At 64.2% G+C, this 15,633-nt stretch carries 13 protein-coding genes; 5 read left to right on the top strand and 8 right to left on the bottom strand.

Annotated elements, in window-relative coordinates; all coding sequences use genetic code 11:
- Nucleotides 1–78: 78 nt before the first annotated feature.
- From hspQ to AAIH46_RS01225, 4 genes are all read right to left on the bottom strand, one after another.
- A complete protein-coding gene (gene hspQ / locus AAIH46_RS01240; RefSeq protein ID WP_430303690.1) occupies nt 79–408 on the bottom strand; it encodes a heat shock protein HspQ in 330 nt (109 codons plus the stop codon).
- Nucleotides 409–505: 97 nt separating this feature from the next.
- The gene (locus AAIH46_RS01235; protein ID WP_430303689.1) at nt 506–1,429 is read right to left on the bottom strand and encodes a DMT family transporter; all 924 of its coding nucleotides are present in this window, start codon (nt 1,427–1,429) and stop codon (nt 506–508) included.
- Between the two features lie 146 nt (nt 1,430–1,575).
- Nucleotides 1,576–2,985: a type I glutamate--ammonia ligase gene (gene glnA, locus AAIH46_RS01230; RefSeq protein WP_430303688.1), complete on the bottom strand. Its 1,410-nt coding sequence runs from the start codon at nt 2,983–2,985 to the stop codon at nt 1,576–1,578.
- 64 nt (nt 2,986–3,049) lie between these two features.
- Complete coding sequence (locus AAIH46_RS01225; protein WP_430303687.1) at nt 3,050–3,388, bottom strand: P-II family nitrogen regulator; 339 nt, start codon at nt 3,386–3,388, stop codon at nt 3,050–3,052.
- A 327-nt stretch (nt 3,389–3,715) separates the two neighbouring features.
- Here AAIH46_RS01225 and AAIH46_RS01220 point away from each other — a divergent pair, with 327 nt between their 5' ends.
- Nucleotides 3,716–5,194 (top strand): NAD(P)H-hydrate dehydratase, encoded by a 1,479-nt coding sequence (locus tag AAIH46_RS01220; RefSeq protein WP_430304954.1) that lies wholly within the window; start codon nt 3,716–3,718, stop codon nt 5,192–5,194.
- Here AAIH46_RS01220 and AAIH46_RS01215 read toward each other — a convergent pair.
- The gene (locus tag AAIH46_RS01215; protein WP_430303686.1) at nt 5,191–5,997 is read right to left on the bottom strand and encodes a DUF72 domain-containing protein; all 807 of its coding nucleotides are present in this window, start codon (nt 5,995–5,997) and stop codon (nt 5,191–5,193) included. The two genes, AAIH46_RS01220 and AAIH46_RS01215, sit on opposite strands and share 4 nt — an antisense overlap.
- 66 nt (nt 5,998–6,063) lie before the next feature.
- Between AAIH46_RS01215 and AAIH46_RS01210 the strand changes: the two genes are divergently transcribed.
- Nucleotides 6,064–6,345 (top strand): type II toxin-antitoxin system Phd/YefM family antitoxin, encoded by a 282-nt coding sequence (locus AAIH46_RS01210; protein WP_430303685.1) that lies wholly within the window; start codon nt 6,064–6,066, stop codon nt 6,343–6,345.
- Nucleotides 6,342–6,728, top strand: coding sequence for a type II toxin-antitoxin system VapC family toxin (locus AAIH46_RS01205; RefSeq protein WP_430303684.1), 387 nt, complete (start codon nt 6,342–6,344; stop codon nt 6,726–6,728). The genes AAIH46_RS01210 and AAIH46_RS01205 overlap by 4 nt, the downstream gene beginning before the upstream one ends.
- 7 nt (nt 6,729–6,735) lie before the next feature.
- Here the strand turns inward: AAIH46_RS01205 and uvrA are convergent, their stop codons facing one another.
- Complete coding sequence (gene uvrA, locus AAIH46_RS01200) at nt 6,736–9,657, bottom strand: excinuclease ABC subunit UvrA (protein WP_430303683.1); 2,922 nt, start codon at nt 9,655–9,657, stop codon at nt 6,736–6,738.
- A 266-nt stretch (nt 9,658–9,923) separates the two neighbouring features.
- Between uvrA and AAIH46_RS01195 the strand changes: the two genes are divergently transcribed.
- Entirely contained in the window at nt 9,924–10,475 is a 552-nt protein-coding gene (locus AAIH46_RS01195; protein WP_430303682.1) for a single-stranded DNA-binding protein, read from the top strand.
- Nucleotides 10,476–10,587: 112 nt separating this feature from the next.
- On the opposite strand, the gene AAIH46_RS01190 is transcribed toward AAIH46_RS01195, so the two are convergent.
- Nucleotides 10,588–11,814 (bottom strand): HPP family protein, encoded by a 1,227-nt coding sequence (locus AAIH46_RS01190; RefSeq protein ID WP_430303681.1) that lies wholly within the window; start codon nt 11,812–11,814, stop codon nt 10,588–10,590.
- A 50-nt stretch (nt 11,815–11,864) separates the two neighbouring features.
- Nucleotides 11,865–12,494: a MarC family protein gene (locus AAIH46_RS01185; protein ID WP_430303680.1), complete on the bottom strand. Its 630-nt coding sequence runs from the start codon at nt 12,492–12,494 to the stop codon at nt 11,865–11,867.
- A 213-nt stretch (nt 12,495–12,707) separates the two neighbouring features.
- On the opposite strand from AAIH46_RS01185, the gene gyrA reads away from it, so the two are divergent.
- On the top strand, nt 12,708–15,590 hold the full coding sequence (gene gyrA / locus AAIH46_RS01180) for a DNA gyrase subunit A (RefSeq protein ID WP_430303679.1): 2,883 nt from the start codon (nt 12,708–12,710) through the stop codon (nt 15,588–15,590).
- Nucleotides 15,591–15,633: the final 43 nt, after the last annotated feature.

Raw genomic sequence — 15,633 nt, 5'->3', positions numbered from 1 at the left:
CATAAGAAAAGGACGCCGGCGACGGCGTCCTTTTTGATTCGGCGGTGGATCTTACGAAGACACTGGCGGCATGACGCCTCAGTGGGCGAGGATTGCCTTCGGCTTCAGCTGGCCCGAAGGCTGCTTGTCGAAGATCTGGAAGACGTGCGGGCTCTTCAGCGGCTCGCCGCTTTCGTCATGCACGAGGTTCTGCTCCGAGACGTAGGCGACATAGGAGGTGTCGTCGTTCTCGGCCAGCAGGTGGTAGAAGGGCTGATCCTTGCTGGGGCGGATTTCGGCCGGGATCGCGTTCCACCATTCCTCGGTATTGGCGAACTCGGGGTCCACGTCGAACACGATTCCCCGGAACGGAAAGACCTTGTGGCGGACGACTTCGCCGATCGTGAATTTTGCGTTTCGTTGTTTCATGGAGCGAACTTCCTTTCGCATTTCCATGTGGGAATTCATCAAACCGACATCAAGAGGCGATGGTTGCGTCCGGTCGGGACTGTCGCCTGAGCGCGCTTCAGGCCGTCTTTGCTGGCCGACGGACGGGCGCGGTGGCGAGCACCACCCCGCCGGTGACCAGCAGGATGCCGGCAGCGTGATAGGGCTCGAAGGTCTCGCCGAGGAAGACGACGGCAAGCACGATCGACACGGGCGGCATGAGATAGAGGGTGACGCCGGCCTTGGCCGGGCCGAAGACGCGCACCGCGTGCTGGAAGCAGTAGAACGCCGCCAGCGAGGCAAAGACGATGATCCCGGCAAGCTTCATCCAGTCGCTGGTGCTGTCGGGCAGCGGCGCACCGGCGAAGAACTCGATGACGGCCGGCGGAAACAGGACGATGGCGCCGGAGGCTGCCAGCAGTCCGAACAGCGACAGGGGTGCCAGATCCCTGGCCGCCGGATTGCGCAGCAGCAGGGAATAGAGCGCGAAGGCAATGGCGGCGATGAGGATGCCGAAATCGCCGATGCTGAAGGTGAGGTGACGCAACGCGTCCGGGTCGCCCTTCAGGACGATCGCCGTGACACCGGCGAACGCGACGAGCATGCCGAGGATTTCGCGCAGCACCAGCGAGCGCCCCTGGAACAGCCATTGGAAGAGGATGATGAACAGCGACGACGTGGTGTAGATCAGCGTCGCGTTGGAGGCGGTGGTGAGCGTCAGGGCCCAGTAGACGAAGCCGCCGCAGATGCCCATGCCGAGAATGCCGAGCGACAGCCAGAGGACCGGGTGATGGCGCACAAAGGCAAAGCAGGCGCGGCGATCACCCCAGATGAACGGCAGGATGATCAGCGTCGCGCCCGCCCAGCGCAGAAACGCCGTGATGAATGGGCCGATATCGCCTGTGATGCCGCGGCCGAAGACGAGGTTGGAGGAGAAGAACACCGGCGCGCCGAGGAAAAGCAGCCAGTCGAGCGGACGCGGAGCACCGGATTTGTCTGTCATGCAAGGAACCAACTGTGCGACCGGCCGCGGATGCGGCAGGTGGAGGCGAACGCTTGAACTGCGGCCATCGTGGACGCGAGCCCGGAACGAAAACACCGGCAGGACGAGCCTGCCGGTGCGAACTGATTGCTGTGCTGCGGACCTGATCAGGTCGAGTAGTACATGTCGAACTCGACCGGATGCGGGGTCATCTCGTAGCGCATGACTTCCTGCATCTTCAGTTCGATGTAGGCGTCGATCTGGTCGTCGTCGAACACGCCGCCGGCGGTCAGGAACTTCCGGTCGCGATCCAGATTTTCCAGCGCCTCGCGCAGCGAGCCGCAGACGGTCGGGATCTTCTTCAGCTCCTTCGGCGGCAGGTCGTAGAGATCCTTGTCCATGGCCTTGCCCGGATGGATCTTGTTCTTGATGCCGTCGAGGCCGGCCATCAGCATGGCAGCGAAGGCGAGGTAGGGATTCGCCGTCGGATCCGGGAAGCGGACTTCGACGCGCTTCGACTTCGGGCCGGTGCCGAACGGGATACGGCAGGAGGCAGACCGGTTGCGGGCCGAATAGGCGAGCAGCACGGGTGCTTCGTAGCCCGGAACGAGGCGCTTGTAGGAATTGGTCGTCGGGTTGGTGAAGGCGTTGATCGCCTTGGCATGCTTGATGATGCCGCCGATATAGTAGAGGCAGCTTTCCGACAGACCGGCATATTCGTCGCCGGCAAAGGTCGGCTTGCCGTCCTTCCAGATCGACTGGTGGACATGCATGCCCGAGCCGTTGTCGCCGTAGATCGGCTTCGGCATGAAGGTTGCCGTCTTGCCGTAGGCGTTGGCGACCTGGTGGACGACGTATTTGTAGATCTGGATCTTGTCGGCGTTGCGCACCAGCGTATCGAACTTGACGCCGAGTTCGTGCTGGGCCGAGGCCACTTCGTGATGATGCTTTTCGACGACGACGCCCATTTCGGTGAGCACGGTCAGCATTTCCGAGCGCATGTCCTGCAGGCTGTCGACCGGCGGAACCGGGAAATAGCCGCCCTTGACGCGCGGACGGTGGCCGAGATTGCCGGTCTCGTAATCGGTGTCGTCATTCGACGGCAGCTCGGACGAATCCAGCTTGAAGCCGGTGTTGTAGGGATCGGCCTTGTACTTGACGTCGTCGAAGACGAAGAATTCCGGCTCGGGGCCGACGAACACGGTGTCGCCGATACCGGATGCCTTCAGATAGGCTTCGGCCTTCTTGGCGGTGCCGCGCGGATCGCGGTTGTAGGCCTCGCCGGAGATCGGGTCGAGGATGTCGCACATGACGACCATGGTCGACTGGGCAAAGAACGGGTCCATGTGAACTGTTGCCGGATCCGGCATCAGCACCATGTCGGACTCGTTAATGGCCTTCCAGCCGCCGATCGACGAGCCATCGAACATGACGCCGTCGGCGAACATGTCTTCATCGACAGCCACGACGTCCATGGTGACGTGCTGGAGCTTGCCCTTGGGGTCGGTGAAGCGCAGATCGACGAACTTTACGTCGTTCTCCTTGATCTGTTTCATGATGTCGCTTGCGGTCGTCATGGGTTCTCCCTTGGTATTGAAACTGAGGTTTGGCGCCCGGTTCTATGCAGCCGGGCTTTGTTGGTCAGACGGCGTCTACGCCCGTCTCGCCGGTCCGGATGCGGACGACTTCCTCGACGTTCGATACGAATATCTTGCCGTCTCCGATGCGTCCAGTCTGGGCGGCATTGCGGATTGCGTCGATGACGGCATCGACGTTCTCGTCGGCGAGGACGACTTCGACCTTCACCTTCGGCAGGAAATCGACGACGTATTCGGCGCCGCGATAGAGTTCAGTGTGACCCTTCTGGCGACCGAAACCCTTGGCTTCGGTGACCGTGATACCCTGCAGTCCGACCTCTTGAAGCGCTTCCTTCACTTCGTCCAGCTTGAAAGGCTTGATGATCGCTTCGATCTTTTTCATGAGAAAATATTTCTCCGCTTCTCCCTTGGCAGCAGGCGTTTCGCCCGCTGGCCGTCATTATGCAGGTATCGTGCCAGACCCGGAAACGGTCCGGCCATCAACATTTCAGCGCGCCGACCGTCTTCGGACTTGATCCTCGCCCCGGATTGCAGGCTATGGTTTCCGCAGCCGGGTGGCAAGCAAAAGGACGGGGGTGGCGGAAGCTCCTCCGCATTTTTGTGAGCGGTTCGTGATGGGCACTTTATTTGAGCAGATGCCATATGCTTAGGCATTGATGTCGTTCTGCTTCTTCAAGTGGACGGCAGCTGTGAAGGGTGAATGAATTCCATGCCAGCAAATGCGACAATTCTGCTCACTCCGGACGAGATGGCTGCCGCCGACAAGGCTGCCGCAGCCTCCGGCCTTTCGTCGTCCGGACTGATGCTGCAGGCCGGTCAGGCAGTGGCGGCCAGCGCCCTTGCCCACTGGCCCGGGGCCATCCGCTATGCGGTGCTCTGCGGCCCGGGAAACAATGGCGGCGACGGGTACGTGGCCGCCCGGGCGCTTGTCGATGCCGGAGCAACGGTTGCCGTCTTTGCGCTCGGCGATCCGGCGGCGCTGAAGGGCGATGCACGGCAGGCGTTTGGTCTCTGCCCGGTCAATGTCCAGCCTATCGGAGACTACCAGCCGCAACCGGGAGACCTGGTCATCGACGGGCTGTTCGGCGCCGGACTGTCGCGGTCCGTGCCGCCGGTGGTGGCGGAGGTGATCGACACGGTTTCCAAGGCCGGCCTGCCGGTGCTCGCGATCGACCTGCCATCCGGCGTCTGCGGACGACGTGGGCAGGTTCTCGGGGCCGCGTTCCAGGCCAGCCGGACGATGACCTTCATGGCCCGCAAGCCCAGTCACCTGCTGATGCCGGGACGCACGCTCGCGGGCGATGTGGAGGTCTTCGACATCGGCATACCGGCACGCATCCTGACGGCCGCAGCCGGAGATATCCGGGTGAACGATCCGGCCATCTGGCAGCCGGCGCTCCCGGTTCTCGGCAGCGACACCCACAAATTCCGCCGCGGACATCTCGTCGTGTTCAGCGGCAGCGCCTCGCACACCGGTGCGGCGCGGCTGTCGGCGGCTGCGGGGCTCAGTGCCGGGGCCGGTCTGGTGACCGTTGCAGCGCCCGCCGATGCCATGCCGGTGCAGGCGGCAGCCCTGATGGCGGTGATGCTGCGGCAGGTGGACGACACAGGTCAGCTCGCCGGCTGGATGAGCGCCGGCAAGCTTTCGGCCTTCGTCATCGGCCCGGGCTTCGGCATCGGCGAGAAGGCGCGGCGCTATGTGGAGGCGGTGGCCGTCAAGCCGGTCGTCGTCGATGCCGATGCGATCACCTCATTTTCTGAGGCGCCCGAGGTGTTGTTTGGACTATTCACGCAAGGCCCGACGCGGCTGGTGCTCACGCCGCACGAAGGCGAGTTCGGGCGCCTGTTCCCGGACCTTGCCGGGGACGAGACGCTGGGCAAGGTGGAGAAGGCCGCGGCCGCGGCGAAACGCGCCCATGCGGCGGTCGTCTACAAGGGAGCAGACACGGTGATCGCGGCGCCGGACGGACGGGTGCTGATCAACGAGAACGCGCCGCCCTGGCTTGCGACCGCCGGGTCCGGCGACGTGCTGGCCGGCATCATCGGCGCGTTGCTGGCGCAGGGCGTGCCGGCCTTCGAGGCGGCGGCCGCCGGGGTCTATCTGCATGGTGCGGCGGCGGGGCGGGCAGGGATCGGCATGACGGCCGAGGATCTCGTCCGACACCTTGCGCCGCCGACGGCCCCCTAGCCGGCCAGCTTTGCCTTCAGCAGCCGCGCGCCGTTCGGTGCATTGACCTTGCCGCCATGGATGAAGAAGGCGAACACGTCGCGCGGCTTTGCCTCGACCTTGCGGTCGGGTGCATGGAGCGGCAGATCCTTCGGCGCACCGCCGGCCGCATAGGTCTCGAAGCGCTTCGACCAGGCCTCGATGTCGGCTTGCGGATAGCAGGTCGGCGTGTCGTCCGCGCCCTTCTGCAGCCGCGCGTAGACGAAATCCGACGTGACGTCGGCGAACATCGGATAATCGGGGTGATCGGCGCAGACGGCGGCGATGCCGCGCTTGGCCAGCATCTCGACGAAATCCGGTGTGCAGAAGCTTTCGTGGCGCGGCTCCACCACGTGGCGGAGCGGCTGGCCGTTTAGCGTCGTCGGCAACAGGTCGAGAAAGGCTTCGAAATCATCGGGCTCGAATTTCTTGGTGCCCATGAACTGCCAGAGGATCGGTCCGAGATGCGGCCCGAGTTCGGCAATGCCCTGGTCGAGAAACTTTTCGATCGACGGCCCGGCTTCGGCGAGGATCTTCCGGTTGGTGCAGTAGCGGCTGGCCTTCAGCGAAAAGACGAAATCCTCCGGCACCTCGGCCGCCCACTTGGCGAAGGTCGCCGGCTTCTGGCTGGAATAATAGGTGCCGTTGACCTCGATTGCCGTCAATTCGCGGCTGGCAAATTCCAGCTGGCGCCGCTTCGGCAGCTTGTCGGGATAGAACGAGCCTTCCCAGGCATCGAACGTCCAGCCGCCGATACCGGTGCGGATGGTGCCGGATTTGGTCATGAAAGCCTCCCGTTGAGATAAACCGATGAAATCTGTAGAGTGATCAGCAGAGCCGGAGCGCCGCCGATGACCGTGATCCGCATTCCCGAAGCCGATACCGAACTGTCCAAGCTTCTCGACCGGGTGGAAGCCGGCGAGGAGATCGTGCTTGTGCGCGGCGATGCGCCGGTTGCCAAGCTGGTGCCGGTCGAAACCGAACAGGCAACACCGGGCGACGTACGACGCCCCGGTGCTCTGGCGCATCTGCGGGACAAACTTCCACCCAATCTCTTTCTCGAGCCGATGTCGCAGGACGAGCTTGATGCCTGGGAAGGCAAGTATTCATTCCCCGGCGATAACGGCGAATGAAGCTGCTGCTCGACACGCACGCCCTCGTATGGTGGCTTTTCAACGATGGACGCCTCGGCTCGCGGAGCCGCGAGCTGATCGGTGACCGAGGCAACGAGGTTGCGGTCAGCACGATCTCCGCCTTTGAGATCGCTACCAAACACCGGATCGGCAAATGGCCCGAAGTCGAGGCCATCGCGAGTGACTTTGCGGCTTTGGTCGCTGCAGAAGATTTTCGTATCCTCCCGGTGGATCATGCGCACGCGCTCCTCGCCGGGCGGTTTCCGCTGAGCCACAAGGACCCTTTTGACCGGATCATCGCAGCACAGAGCCAACTCGAAGGTATGACCCTCGTCACCACAGACGCGGCTTTCCAGGGCTTTGATATCACTGTCGTCTGGTGACGGCGGATTACTCCGCCGCCTGAACCTTCTTCAGCGGCCGCCGCTCCAGCAGTTCCTTGAGGAACTGCCCGGTGTAGGACCGCTTCTCCTTGACCACCTGTTCCGGCGTTCCGGCCGCGACGATCTCGCCGCCGCCGGTACCGCCCTCGGGACCGATGTCGATGATGTAGTCGGCGGTCTTTATGACTTCGAGATTGTGCTCGATGACCACCACCGAATTGCCCTGGTTGACCAGTTCGTGCAGCATTTCCAACAGTTTGGCGACGTCGTGGAAGTGCAGGCCGGTGGTCGGCTCGTCGAGGATGTAGAGTGTCCGGCCCGTCGAGCGCTTCGACAGTTCCTTGGCAAGCTTGACGCGCTGCGCCTCGCCGCCCGACAGCGTGTTGGCCTGCTGGCCGACCTTGATGTAGCCGAGGCCGACCTCGAACAGCGCCTGGAGCTTATCGCGCACGGCCGGGACTGCCGAGAAGAACTCGACACCTTCCTCGACCGTCATGTCCAGAACGTCGGCGATCGACTTGCCCTTGAAGGTGACGTCGAGCGTCTCGCGGTTGTAGCGCTTGCCGTGACAGACGTCGCAGGTGACGTAGACGTCGGGCAGGAAGTGCATTTCGATCTTGATGACGCCGTCGCCCTGGCAGGCCTCGCAGCGGCCGCCCTTGACGTTGAACGAGAAGCGGCCCGGCTGGTAGCCGCGCGCTTTTGCCTCCGGCAGGCCCGAAAACCAGTCCCGGATCGGCGTGAAGGCGCCGGTATAGGTCGCCGGGTTGGAGCGCGGCGTGCGGCCGATCGGCGACTGGTCGATGTCGATGACCTTGTCGATGAACTCGAAGCCGTCGATGCGGTCGTGCGGGGCGGGCATCTCGCGCGCGCCCATGACGCGCCGGGCGGCCGCCTTGTAGAGCGTCTCGATCAGGAAGGTCGACTTGCCGCCGCCGGAGACGCCGGTCACGGCGGTAAAGACCCCGAGCGGTACCGCGGCGGTGACGTTGCGCAGGTTGTTGCCGCGGGCACCGACGACCTTGATCTCCTTGCCCTTCTGGGGCTTGCGCCGCTCGGCCGGAACGGCAACGCCCAGCTCGCCGGAGAGATACTTGCCGGTCAGCGATTTCGGGTTGGCCATGACCTGCTGCGGCGTGCCTTCGGCGATCACTTCACCGCCGTGGATGCCGGCGGCCGGCCCGATATCGACAACATAGTCGGCCGTCAGGATCGCATCCTCGTCATGCTCGACGACCAGCACCGTGTTGCCGATGTCGCGCAGATGCTTCAGCGTATCGAGCAGGCGGCCATTGTCGCGCTGGTGGAGGCCGATCGACGGCTCGTCGAGCACGTAGAGCACGCCCGTCAGGCCCGAGCCGATCTGCGAGGCCAGCCGGATGCGCTGGCTCTCGCCGCCGGACAGCGTGCCGGAGCTGCGCGACAGGCTGAGATAGTCGAGCCCGACATCGTTGAGGAACCGCAGCCGGTCGCGGATCTCCTTGAGGATCCGCACGGCGATCTCGTTCTGCTTGGCGTTCAGCCGCTCCGGCAGGTTTTCGAACCAGTCGCGCGCCATCCGGATCGACATCTCGGTGACGTTGCCGATGTGCAGCTTGTCGATCTTGACGGCGAGGGCTTCCGGCTTCAGGCGGTAGCCGTTGCAGGCAGGGCAGGGCGCTGCCGACATGTAGCGCTCGATTTCCTCGCGCGCCCAGGCGCTGTCGGTTTCCTTCCAGCGACGCTCGAGGTTCGGGACGATGCCTTCGAAGGTCTTCGTCGTCTTGTAGGAGCGCGCGCCGTCGGCGTAGTGGAACTCGATCTTGTCCTCGGTGCCATGCAGGATCGCGTCCTGCGCCGCCTTGGACAGTTTTGACCAGCGGTCGGTGAGCTTGAAGCCGTAGACCTTGCCGAGCCCGTCGAGCGTCTGGTTGTAGTAGGGCGAGGTGGATTTCGCCCAGGGCGCCAGCGCACCGTCCTTCAGCGTCCGCTCCGGTTCGGGAACGATCAGCGCCTGGTCAACCTTCTGCTGGGCGCCCAGACCATCGCAGGTCGGGCAGGCACCGAACGGGTTGTTGAAGGAGAACAGGCGCGGCTCGATCTCCGGAATGGTGAAGCCCGATACGGGGCAGGCGAACTTTTCCGAAAACAGCACCCGCTCGTGGGTTTCGTTCAGCGACTTGTTGGCCGAACCGCCGGCTGCGGTTTCTTCCGCCGGAAGCGGCTTGTCGGCGAACTCGGCGACCGCCAGTCCGTCGGCCAGCTTCAGGCACGTCTCCAGGCTGTCGGCAAGCCGGGCGCCGATATCCTCGCGGACCACGACGCGGTCGACCACCACGTCGATGTCGTGCTTGTACTTCTTGTCGAGCGCCGGCACCTCGGCGATTTCGTAGAACTGGCCGTCGACCTTGACCCGCTGAAAGCCCTTCTTCATCAGGTCGGCGAGTTCCTTCTTGTACTCGCCCTTGCGGCCACGCACCATCGGCGCGAGGATGTAGAGGCGGGTACCCTCGCCAAGCGCCAGCACCCGGTCGACCATCTGGCTGACCGTCTGGCTTTCGATCGGCAGGCCTGTGGCCGGCGAATAGGGAACGCCGACGCGGGCAAACAGCAGGCGCATGTAGTCGTAGATCTCGGTGACCGTGCCGACCGTCGAGCGCGGGTTCTTCGAGGTCGTCTTCTGCTCGATCGAGATTGCCGGCGACAGGCCGTCGATCTGGTCGACGTCCGGCTTCTGCATCATTTCCAGGAACTGCCGGGCATAGGCCGACAGGCTTTCCACGTAGCGACGCTGGCCCTCGGCATAGATCGTATCGAAGGCGAGCGACGATTTGCCGGAACCCGACAGCCCGGTCATGACGATCAGGCTGTTGCGGGGCAGGTCGAGGTCAATGCCTTTGAGGTTATGCTCGCGTGCGCCGCGAATGGAAATCGTCTTGAGTTCGCTCATCTGATAAAAGCTCTTCGGGAGGACAAGCCCCTTATGTAGTCATTCGACCGCCGCTGTCGAGGCGAAGCTTGAGGCTTCGTCCGGCAGCCGACTCACGGCCACGCACCGGGGTGTTGACAGGATCATAGGCGAACACTAGAACAAATAAAGAACAAATTTGCCTGTGGATTGTTCACGCTCCGCGACCTGACCGGGGCGCCAATGGTTTACTGTGGTGGGACACGGAAATTTCAGATGCCGCGTGCGGCGGCAGACAAGGTGAGACAATGGCTGGAAGCGTCAACAAGGTTATTCTGATCGGCAATCTCGGGGCAGATCCGGAAATCCGGCGCACCCAGGACGGCCGGCCGATCGCCAACCTTCGCATCGCAACGTCGGAAAGCTGGCGGGACAAGAACAGCGGCGAGCGCAAGGAAAAGACCGAGTGGCACACCGTCGTCATCTTTAACGAAGGCCTGTGCAAGGTCGCCGAACAGTACCTGAAGAAGGGGTCGACGGTTTACATCGAGGGCGCCTTGCAGACGCGCAAGTGGCAGGACCAGACCGGCAATGACCGCTACTCCACGGAGGTGGTGCTGCAGGGCTTCAACTCGACGCTGACCATGCTCGGCGGACGCGGCGACGGCCAGGGTGGCGGTGCCGGCTTCGGCGGCGGCGCGCGTGGCGGTGCCTCCTCCGGTGGCGATTTCGGCGGCGGCTACGGTGACGACTACGATCGTCCGCCGGCAGCATCTGGACGTGGCGGCGCTGGCCCGGCCGGCGGCGGCAATGCCGGTGGCGGTTTCTCGCGCGACCTGGACGACGACATCCCGTTCTGAGCCCGGCTCAGCAAACGATATATCGAACGGCCGGGCGCTCAGCGTCCGGCCGTCTGCATTTGAAGAGGTTGCCTCTCCGAGCCTTCGGGTCAGGAACGGCTAAGCGAAGCCCTCAAGGGCCGTCGTCGAGCACCGGCTGCGCGGTCTCCGTCTCCGGCCGGTCGGCCAGCATCGCCACGAGCGCATCCGACTGAGACAGGATGCCGGCCAGCCGCCCATCGGCATCGACGACAGGGAGATGGTGCAGTCCCTGTTCGGCAAAGACCACGATCGCGTCGCCGAGGGGCGTCTCCGGTCGCACCGTCCTGACCTGCGTCGTCATGATGTCGTTCACCGTGCCGCCGGCGGCGCCGGTGCCGGTGACAGCACGCTGAAGGCGCCCGAACAGGCCTGGTCTCGGGGTAGCGGCGATCCAGTCCGGGTGGTCGAGCAGATCGCTCTGGGTGACAATGCCGACGACTTTCGCCTGCTCGTCGGTGACCGGCATCGCATGGAACCGGTGATGGCGCATCAGCGCGTTCGCGGTGGTAATGCTTGTCCCGCGGGTGAGGGCCACCACGTCGCGCGACATGACGCTGGCGCAATCCAGATGCACCGCACGACGCCGGTAGGAGCGCAGTTCCGTGCGCCGCAGGATCGTCTCCAGATCCTCCCGGTCGATGTCGAACAGCATGTCGTAGTCCCGCAGCACCGCGTCGAGATCGGCAGAGGTGAAGCCGATCCGCTGCAGCGGCTTCGGATCGGCCGTCAGATGCTCGGGTCCCGGCGGCTTCACGGCCTTGGGATAGGGGTGACGCATCAGTCTGTGGAAGCAGATGGCAGACGCCAGCAGCAGGGCCGAGTTTCCGGCCACCGGCCAGAGCGCAAACCAGAAGCCCATATCGTGGATCGCCTGGCCGCCGAGCACCGCCGTCAGCGCGATCGCCCCGCCCGGAGGGTGGAGACAGCGGCAGGCCGACATGGCGGCGATCGCAAAGCCGATCGCCAAGGCCGCAGCCGTTACCGGATCCGCCACCAGCGACGCGACGATGACGCCGACGAGCGCGGAGACGGTATTGCCGCCGACCACCGACCAGGGACGCGCCAGCGGACTTGCTGGCACGGCAAACAACAGCACGGCGGAGGCACCCATCGGCGCGATCAGGGCGGGCACGGCGAGTTCTGCGTCCATGCGAGCCGCGAGAAACACGCCGGCAAGTCCGGTCAGCAGGATGCCGATCGCTGCACCAGACGGCGCGCGGACGCGCTCACGGAGGCTGAGCGGCATGGCGTTCGGCAGGATCTGCCTGAGCTTCTGCAGCAGTCGGGCAGTGGCGAGGCGGCGGTCGGGCGAGGGCATGAGGCGTCCGGAGAGCAGGTTGCAGGAGGTGGGAGGATAAAGGACTGGTGCTAGAGGCCGAAGGCCGAGCGCGTGCCGTCGATGACGAACTGGACGGAGAGGGCTGCCAGCAGCACGCCGAGCAGGCGCGTCAGCAGCGCACGGCCGGTGACGCCGAGAAACCGGTCCAGCCGGTCGGCGACCATCAGCGCCGCGAGAACGGTTGCCATGGCGCAGGCGAGCATGACGATCAGCAGCGCACGGTCGAAGGGTTCGGCGAACGAACCGGCGAGCAGCACGGTGGCCGAGATGGCGCCAGGCCCGGCGATCAGCGGCAGAGCCAGCGGGAAGACGGCGATGTTCTGGATGTGGTCGATGGTGATGGCGGCCTTCGACGTCTCCTCCTTCCGGTCGTTGCGCTTCTCGAAGATCATCTCGAAGGCGATCCAGAACAGCAGCAGCCCACCGGCGATGCGGAATGCGCCCATCGAGATGCCGAGCAGCGACAGGATGCCGGCGCCGAACAGGGCGAAGGCGGTGAGGATGCCGAAGGCGATCAGCGAGCCGCGCCAGGCGACCTGGCGGCGCGTCGCCCGGTCGAGACCGGCGGTCAGTCCGAGGAAGATCGGCGCCAGTCCCGGCGGGTCGAGCGTGACCAGCAGCGTGGTGAACGCGCTCATGATGATTTCGCCGGTCGCCATGCCCGATTGTCCTTCCAGTGTCTCCGCTTGCGGCGGCCCTGCAACATTGTTAGGACACACCGGCGGCCGAGAAAAGTTCCCAAACGGCAGCTTGTTTCATTTCGCCACCCGGCAAGACGTAAAAGCCTGTTCAAAACCCGCCGCAAAAATGGTGTTCGAACGGCTGTTCCGCTATACTGAAACAACTGATTCCGAACAGAGATCGTACCCGATTTGACTGAGCAGAGCACACCTGGCGGCGGAAAGCTGCCTCCCGGCATCGAACCTATTTCCATCATGGAGGAGATGCAGCGCTCCTATCTCGACTACGCGATGAGCGTAATCGTGAGCCGCGCGCTGCCCGATGTGCGCGATGGTTTGAAGCCGGTTCATCGTCGCATCCTTTACGGGATGAACGAACTCGGCCTGGACTGGAACAAGAAATACGTCAAGAGCGCCCGCGTTACCGGCGATGTGATGGGTAAGTACCATCCGCACGGCGACTCGGCGATCTACGACGCGCTTGCCCGCATGGCGCAGGACTGGTCGCTGCGCATGCCGCTGATCGACGGTCAGGGCAATTTCGGTTCGATCGACGGCGATCCGCCGGCAGCCCAGCGCTATACCGAGTGCCGGCTGCAGAAGGTGGCGCATTCGCTGCTCGACGACCTCGACAAGGAAACCGTCGATTTTCGCGACAACTACGACGGCACCATGTCGGAGCCCGTCGTCGTTCCGGCAAAATTCCCCAACCTGCTGGTCAATGGCGCAGGCGGCATCGCCGTCGGCATGGCGACCAACATCCCGCCCCACAACCTGGTCGAGGTCATCGACGGTTGCGTGGCGCTGATCGACAATCCGGCGATCGAGCTGCCGGAACTGATGCAGATCATTCCGGGTCCGGATTTTCCGACCGGCGCGCTGATCCTCGGCCGCTCGGGCATCCGCTCGGCCTACGAGACCGGCCGCGGTTCTGTCATCATGCGCGGTCGTGCCCGCGTCGAGCCGATGCGCGGCGACCGCGAGCAGATCATCATCGACGAAGTTCCCTACCAGGTGAACAAGGCGACGATGATCGAAAAGATCGCCGAGCTTGTGCGCGAAAAGCGCGTCGAGGGCATTTCCGACCTGCGCGACGAAAGCGACCGCCAGGGTTACCGGGTTGTCATCGAGCTGAAGCGCGATGCGAATGCCGACGTCATCCTCAACCAGCTCTACCGCTACACACCGCTGCAGACCTCGTTCGGCTGCAACATGGTGGCGCTCAACGGCGGCAAGCCGGAACAGCTGACGCTGCTCGACATGCTGCGCGCCTTCGTCTCGTTCCGCGAGGAAGTCGTCAGCCGTCGCACCAAGTACCTCCTGCGCAAGGCCCGCGACCGCGCGCATGTGCTGGTCGGCCTTGCCATCTCGGTTGCCAATATCGACGAAGTAATCGCGCTCATCCGCCGTGCGCCCGATCCGCAGACGGCGCGCGAGCAGCTGATGACCCGCCGCTGGCCGGCCATGGATGTCGAAGCGCTGATCCGCCTGATCGACGATCCGCGTCACCGCATCAACGAGGACGGCACCTACAACCTCTCGGAAGAGCAGGCGCGCGCCATCCTTGAACTGCGTCTGGCCCGCCTGACGGCGCTCGGACGCGATGAAATCGGCGACGAGCTGAACAAGATCGGCGCCGAGATCAGCGACTATCTGGACATCCTGTCGTCGCGTCTGCGCATCCAGACCATCGTCAAGGACGAGCTGATCGCGGTTCGCGACGAGTTCGGCACGCCGCGCCGCAGCGTCATCATGGACGGCGGCCCGGACATGGACGACGAGGACCTGATTGCCCGCGAGGACATGGTCGTCACCGTTTCGCATCTCGGCTACATCAAGCGCGTACCGCTGACCACCTACCGGGCGCAGCGTCGCGGCGGCAAGGGTCGCTCCGGCATGGCAACCCGCGACGAGGATTTCGTCGCGCGGCTGTTCGTCGCCAGCACCCATGCACCGGTGTTGTTCTTCTCCTCGCGCGGCATCGTCTACAAGGAAAAGGTCTGGCGCCTGCCGATCGGCACGCCGCAGTCGCGCGGCAAGGCACTGATCAACATGCTGCCGCTGGAGCCCGGCGAACGCATCACGACCATCATGCCGCTTCCCGAGGACGAGACGAGCTGGGCAAATCTCGACGTGATGTTCTGCACGACGCGCGGAACCGTGCGTCGCAACAAGCTCTCCGACTTCATCCAGGTGAACCGCAACGGCAAGATCGCCATGAAGCTCGAGGAAGAGGGTGACGAAATCCTCTCCGTCGAGACCTGCCAGCCGCCGAATGACGAGCTTGGCGTGCCGGGCGACGACGTGCTGATGACGACGGCGCTCGGTCAGGCGATCCGCTTCCCGGTCGATGACGTACGCGTCTTTGCCGGCCGCAACTCGATCGGCGTGCGCGGCATCACGCTGGCGGCCGGCGACCGGATCATCTCGATGACCATCCTCGGACACGTGGATGTCGAGCCTTGGCAGCGTGCAGCCTATCTCAAGCGCTCGGCTGTCGAACGTCGTGCCATGGGTGTCGACGAGGAGGATATCGCGCTGGTCGGCGAGGAGGTCACCGAGGAAGGCGATCTGCCGGAAGACGTCTACCAGATGATGAAGGAACACGAGCAGTTTGTGCTCACCGTCTCCCAGAAGGGGTATGGAAAGCGCTCCTCGTCCTACGACTTCCGGATTTCCGGACGCGGCGGCAAGGGTATCCGTGCCACCGACACGTCGAAGACGGCGGAGATCGGCGAACTCGTGGCGGCCTTCCCGTGCGAGGACAAGGATCAGCTGATGCTGGTGTCGAACGGCGGGCAGCTCATCCGCGTCCCGGTCGACGGTATCCGCATCGCCAGCCGCGCCACCAAGGGCGTGACGATCTTCTCGACCGCCAAGGACGAAAAGGTCGTGTCGGTTGAGCGCATCAGCGAGCCGGAAGGCGACGACGAGGATGGCGCACTTCCGGGCGAGATCGTCTCGGAAACCGGCGACCTGGGTGCTCCCGCACCGGAAGATGGCGGCGAAGCCCCGCGATCCGCAGAGGATACATCCGCAGAGGATACCTCCGGCGAAGAGGGTGCGAGCGAATAGGTCGCGCCTTCCCGTCAAAGTCACGCATAGAAAAAGCCGGGTC

Source organism: Rhizobium sp. 0TCS1.26 (genome assembly GCF_050455525.1).
GTDB lineage: Bacteria > Pseudomonadota > Alphaproteobacteria > Rhizobiales > Rhizobiaceae > Neorhizobium.
The sequence above is the reverse complement of the archived record's forward strand: the minus strand, read 5'-3'. Positions and strand labels throughout refer to the sequence as shown.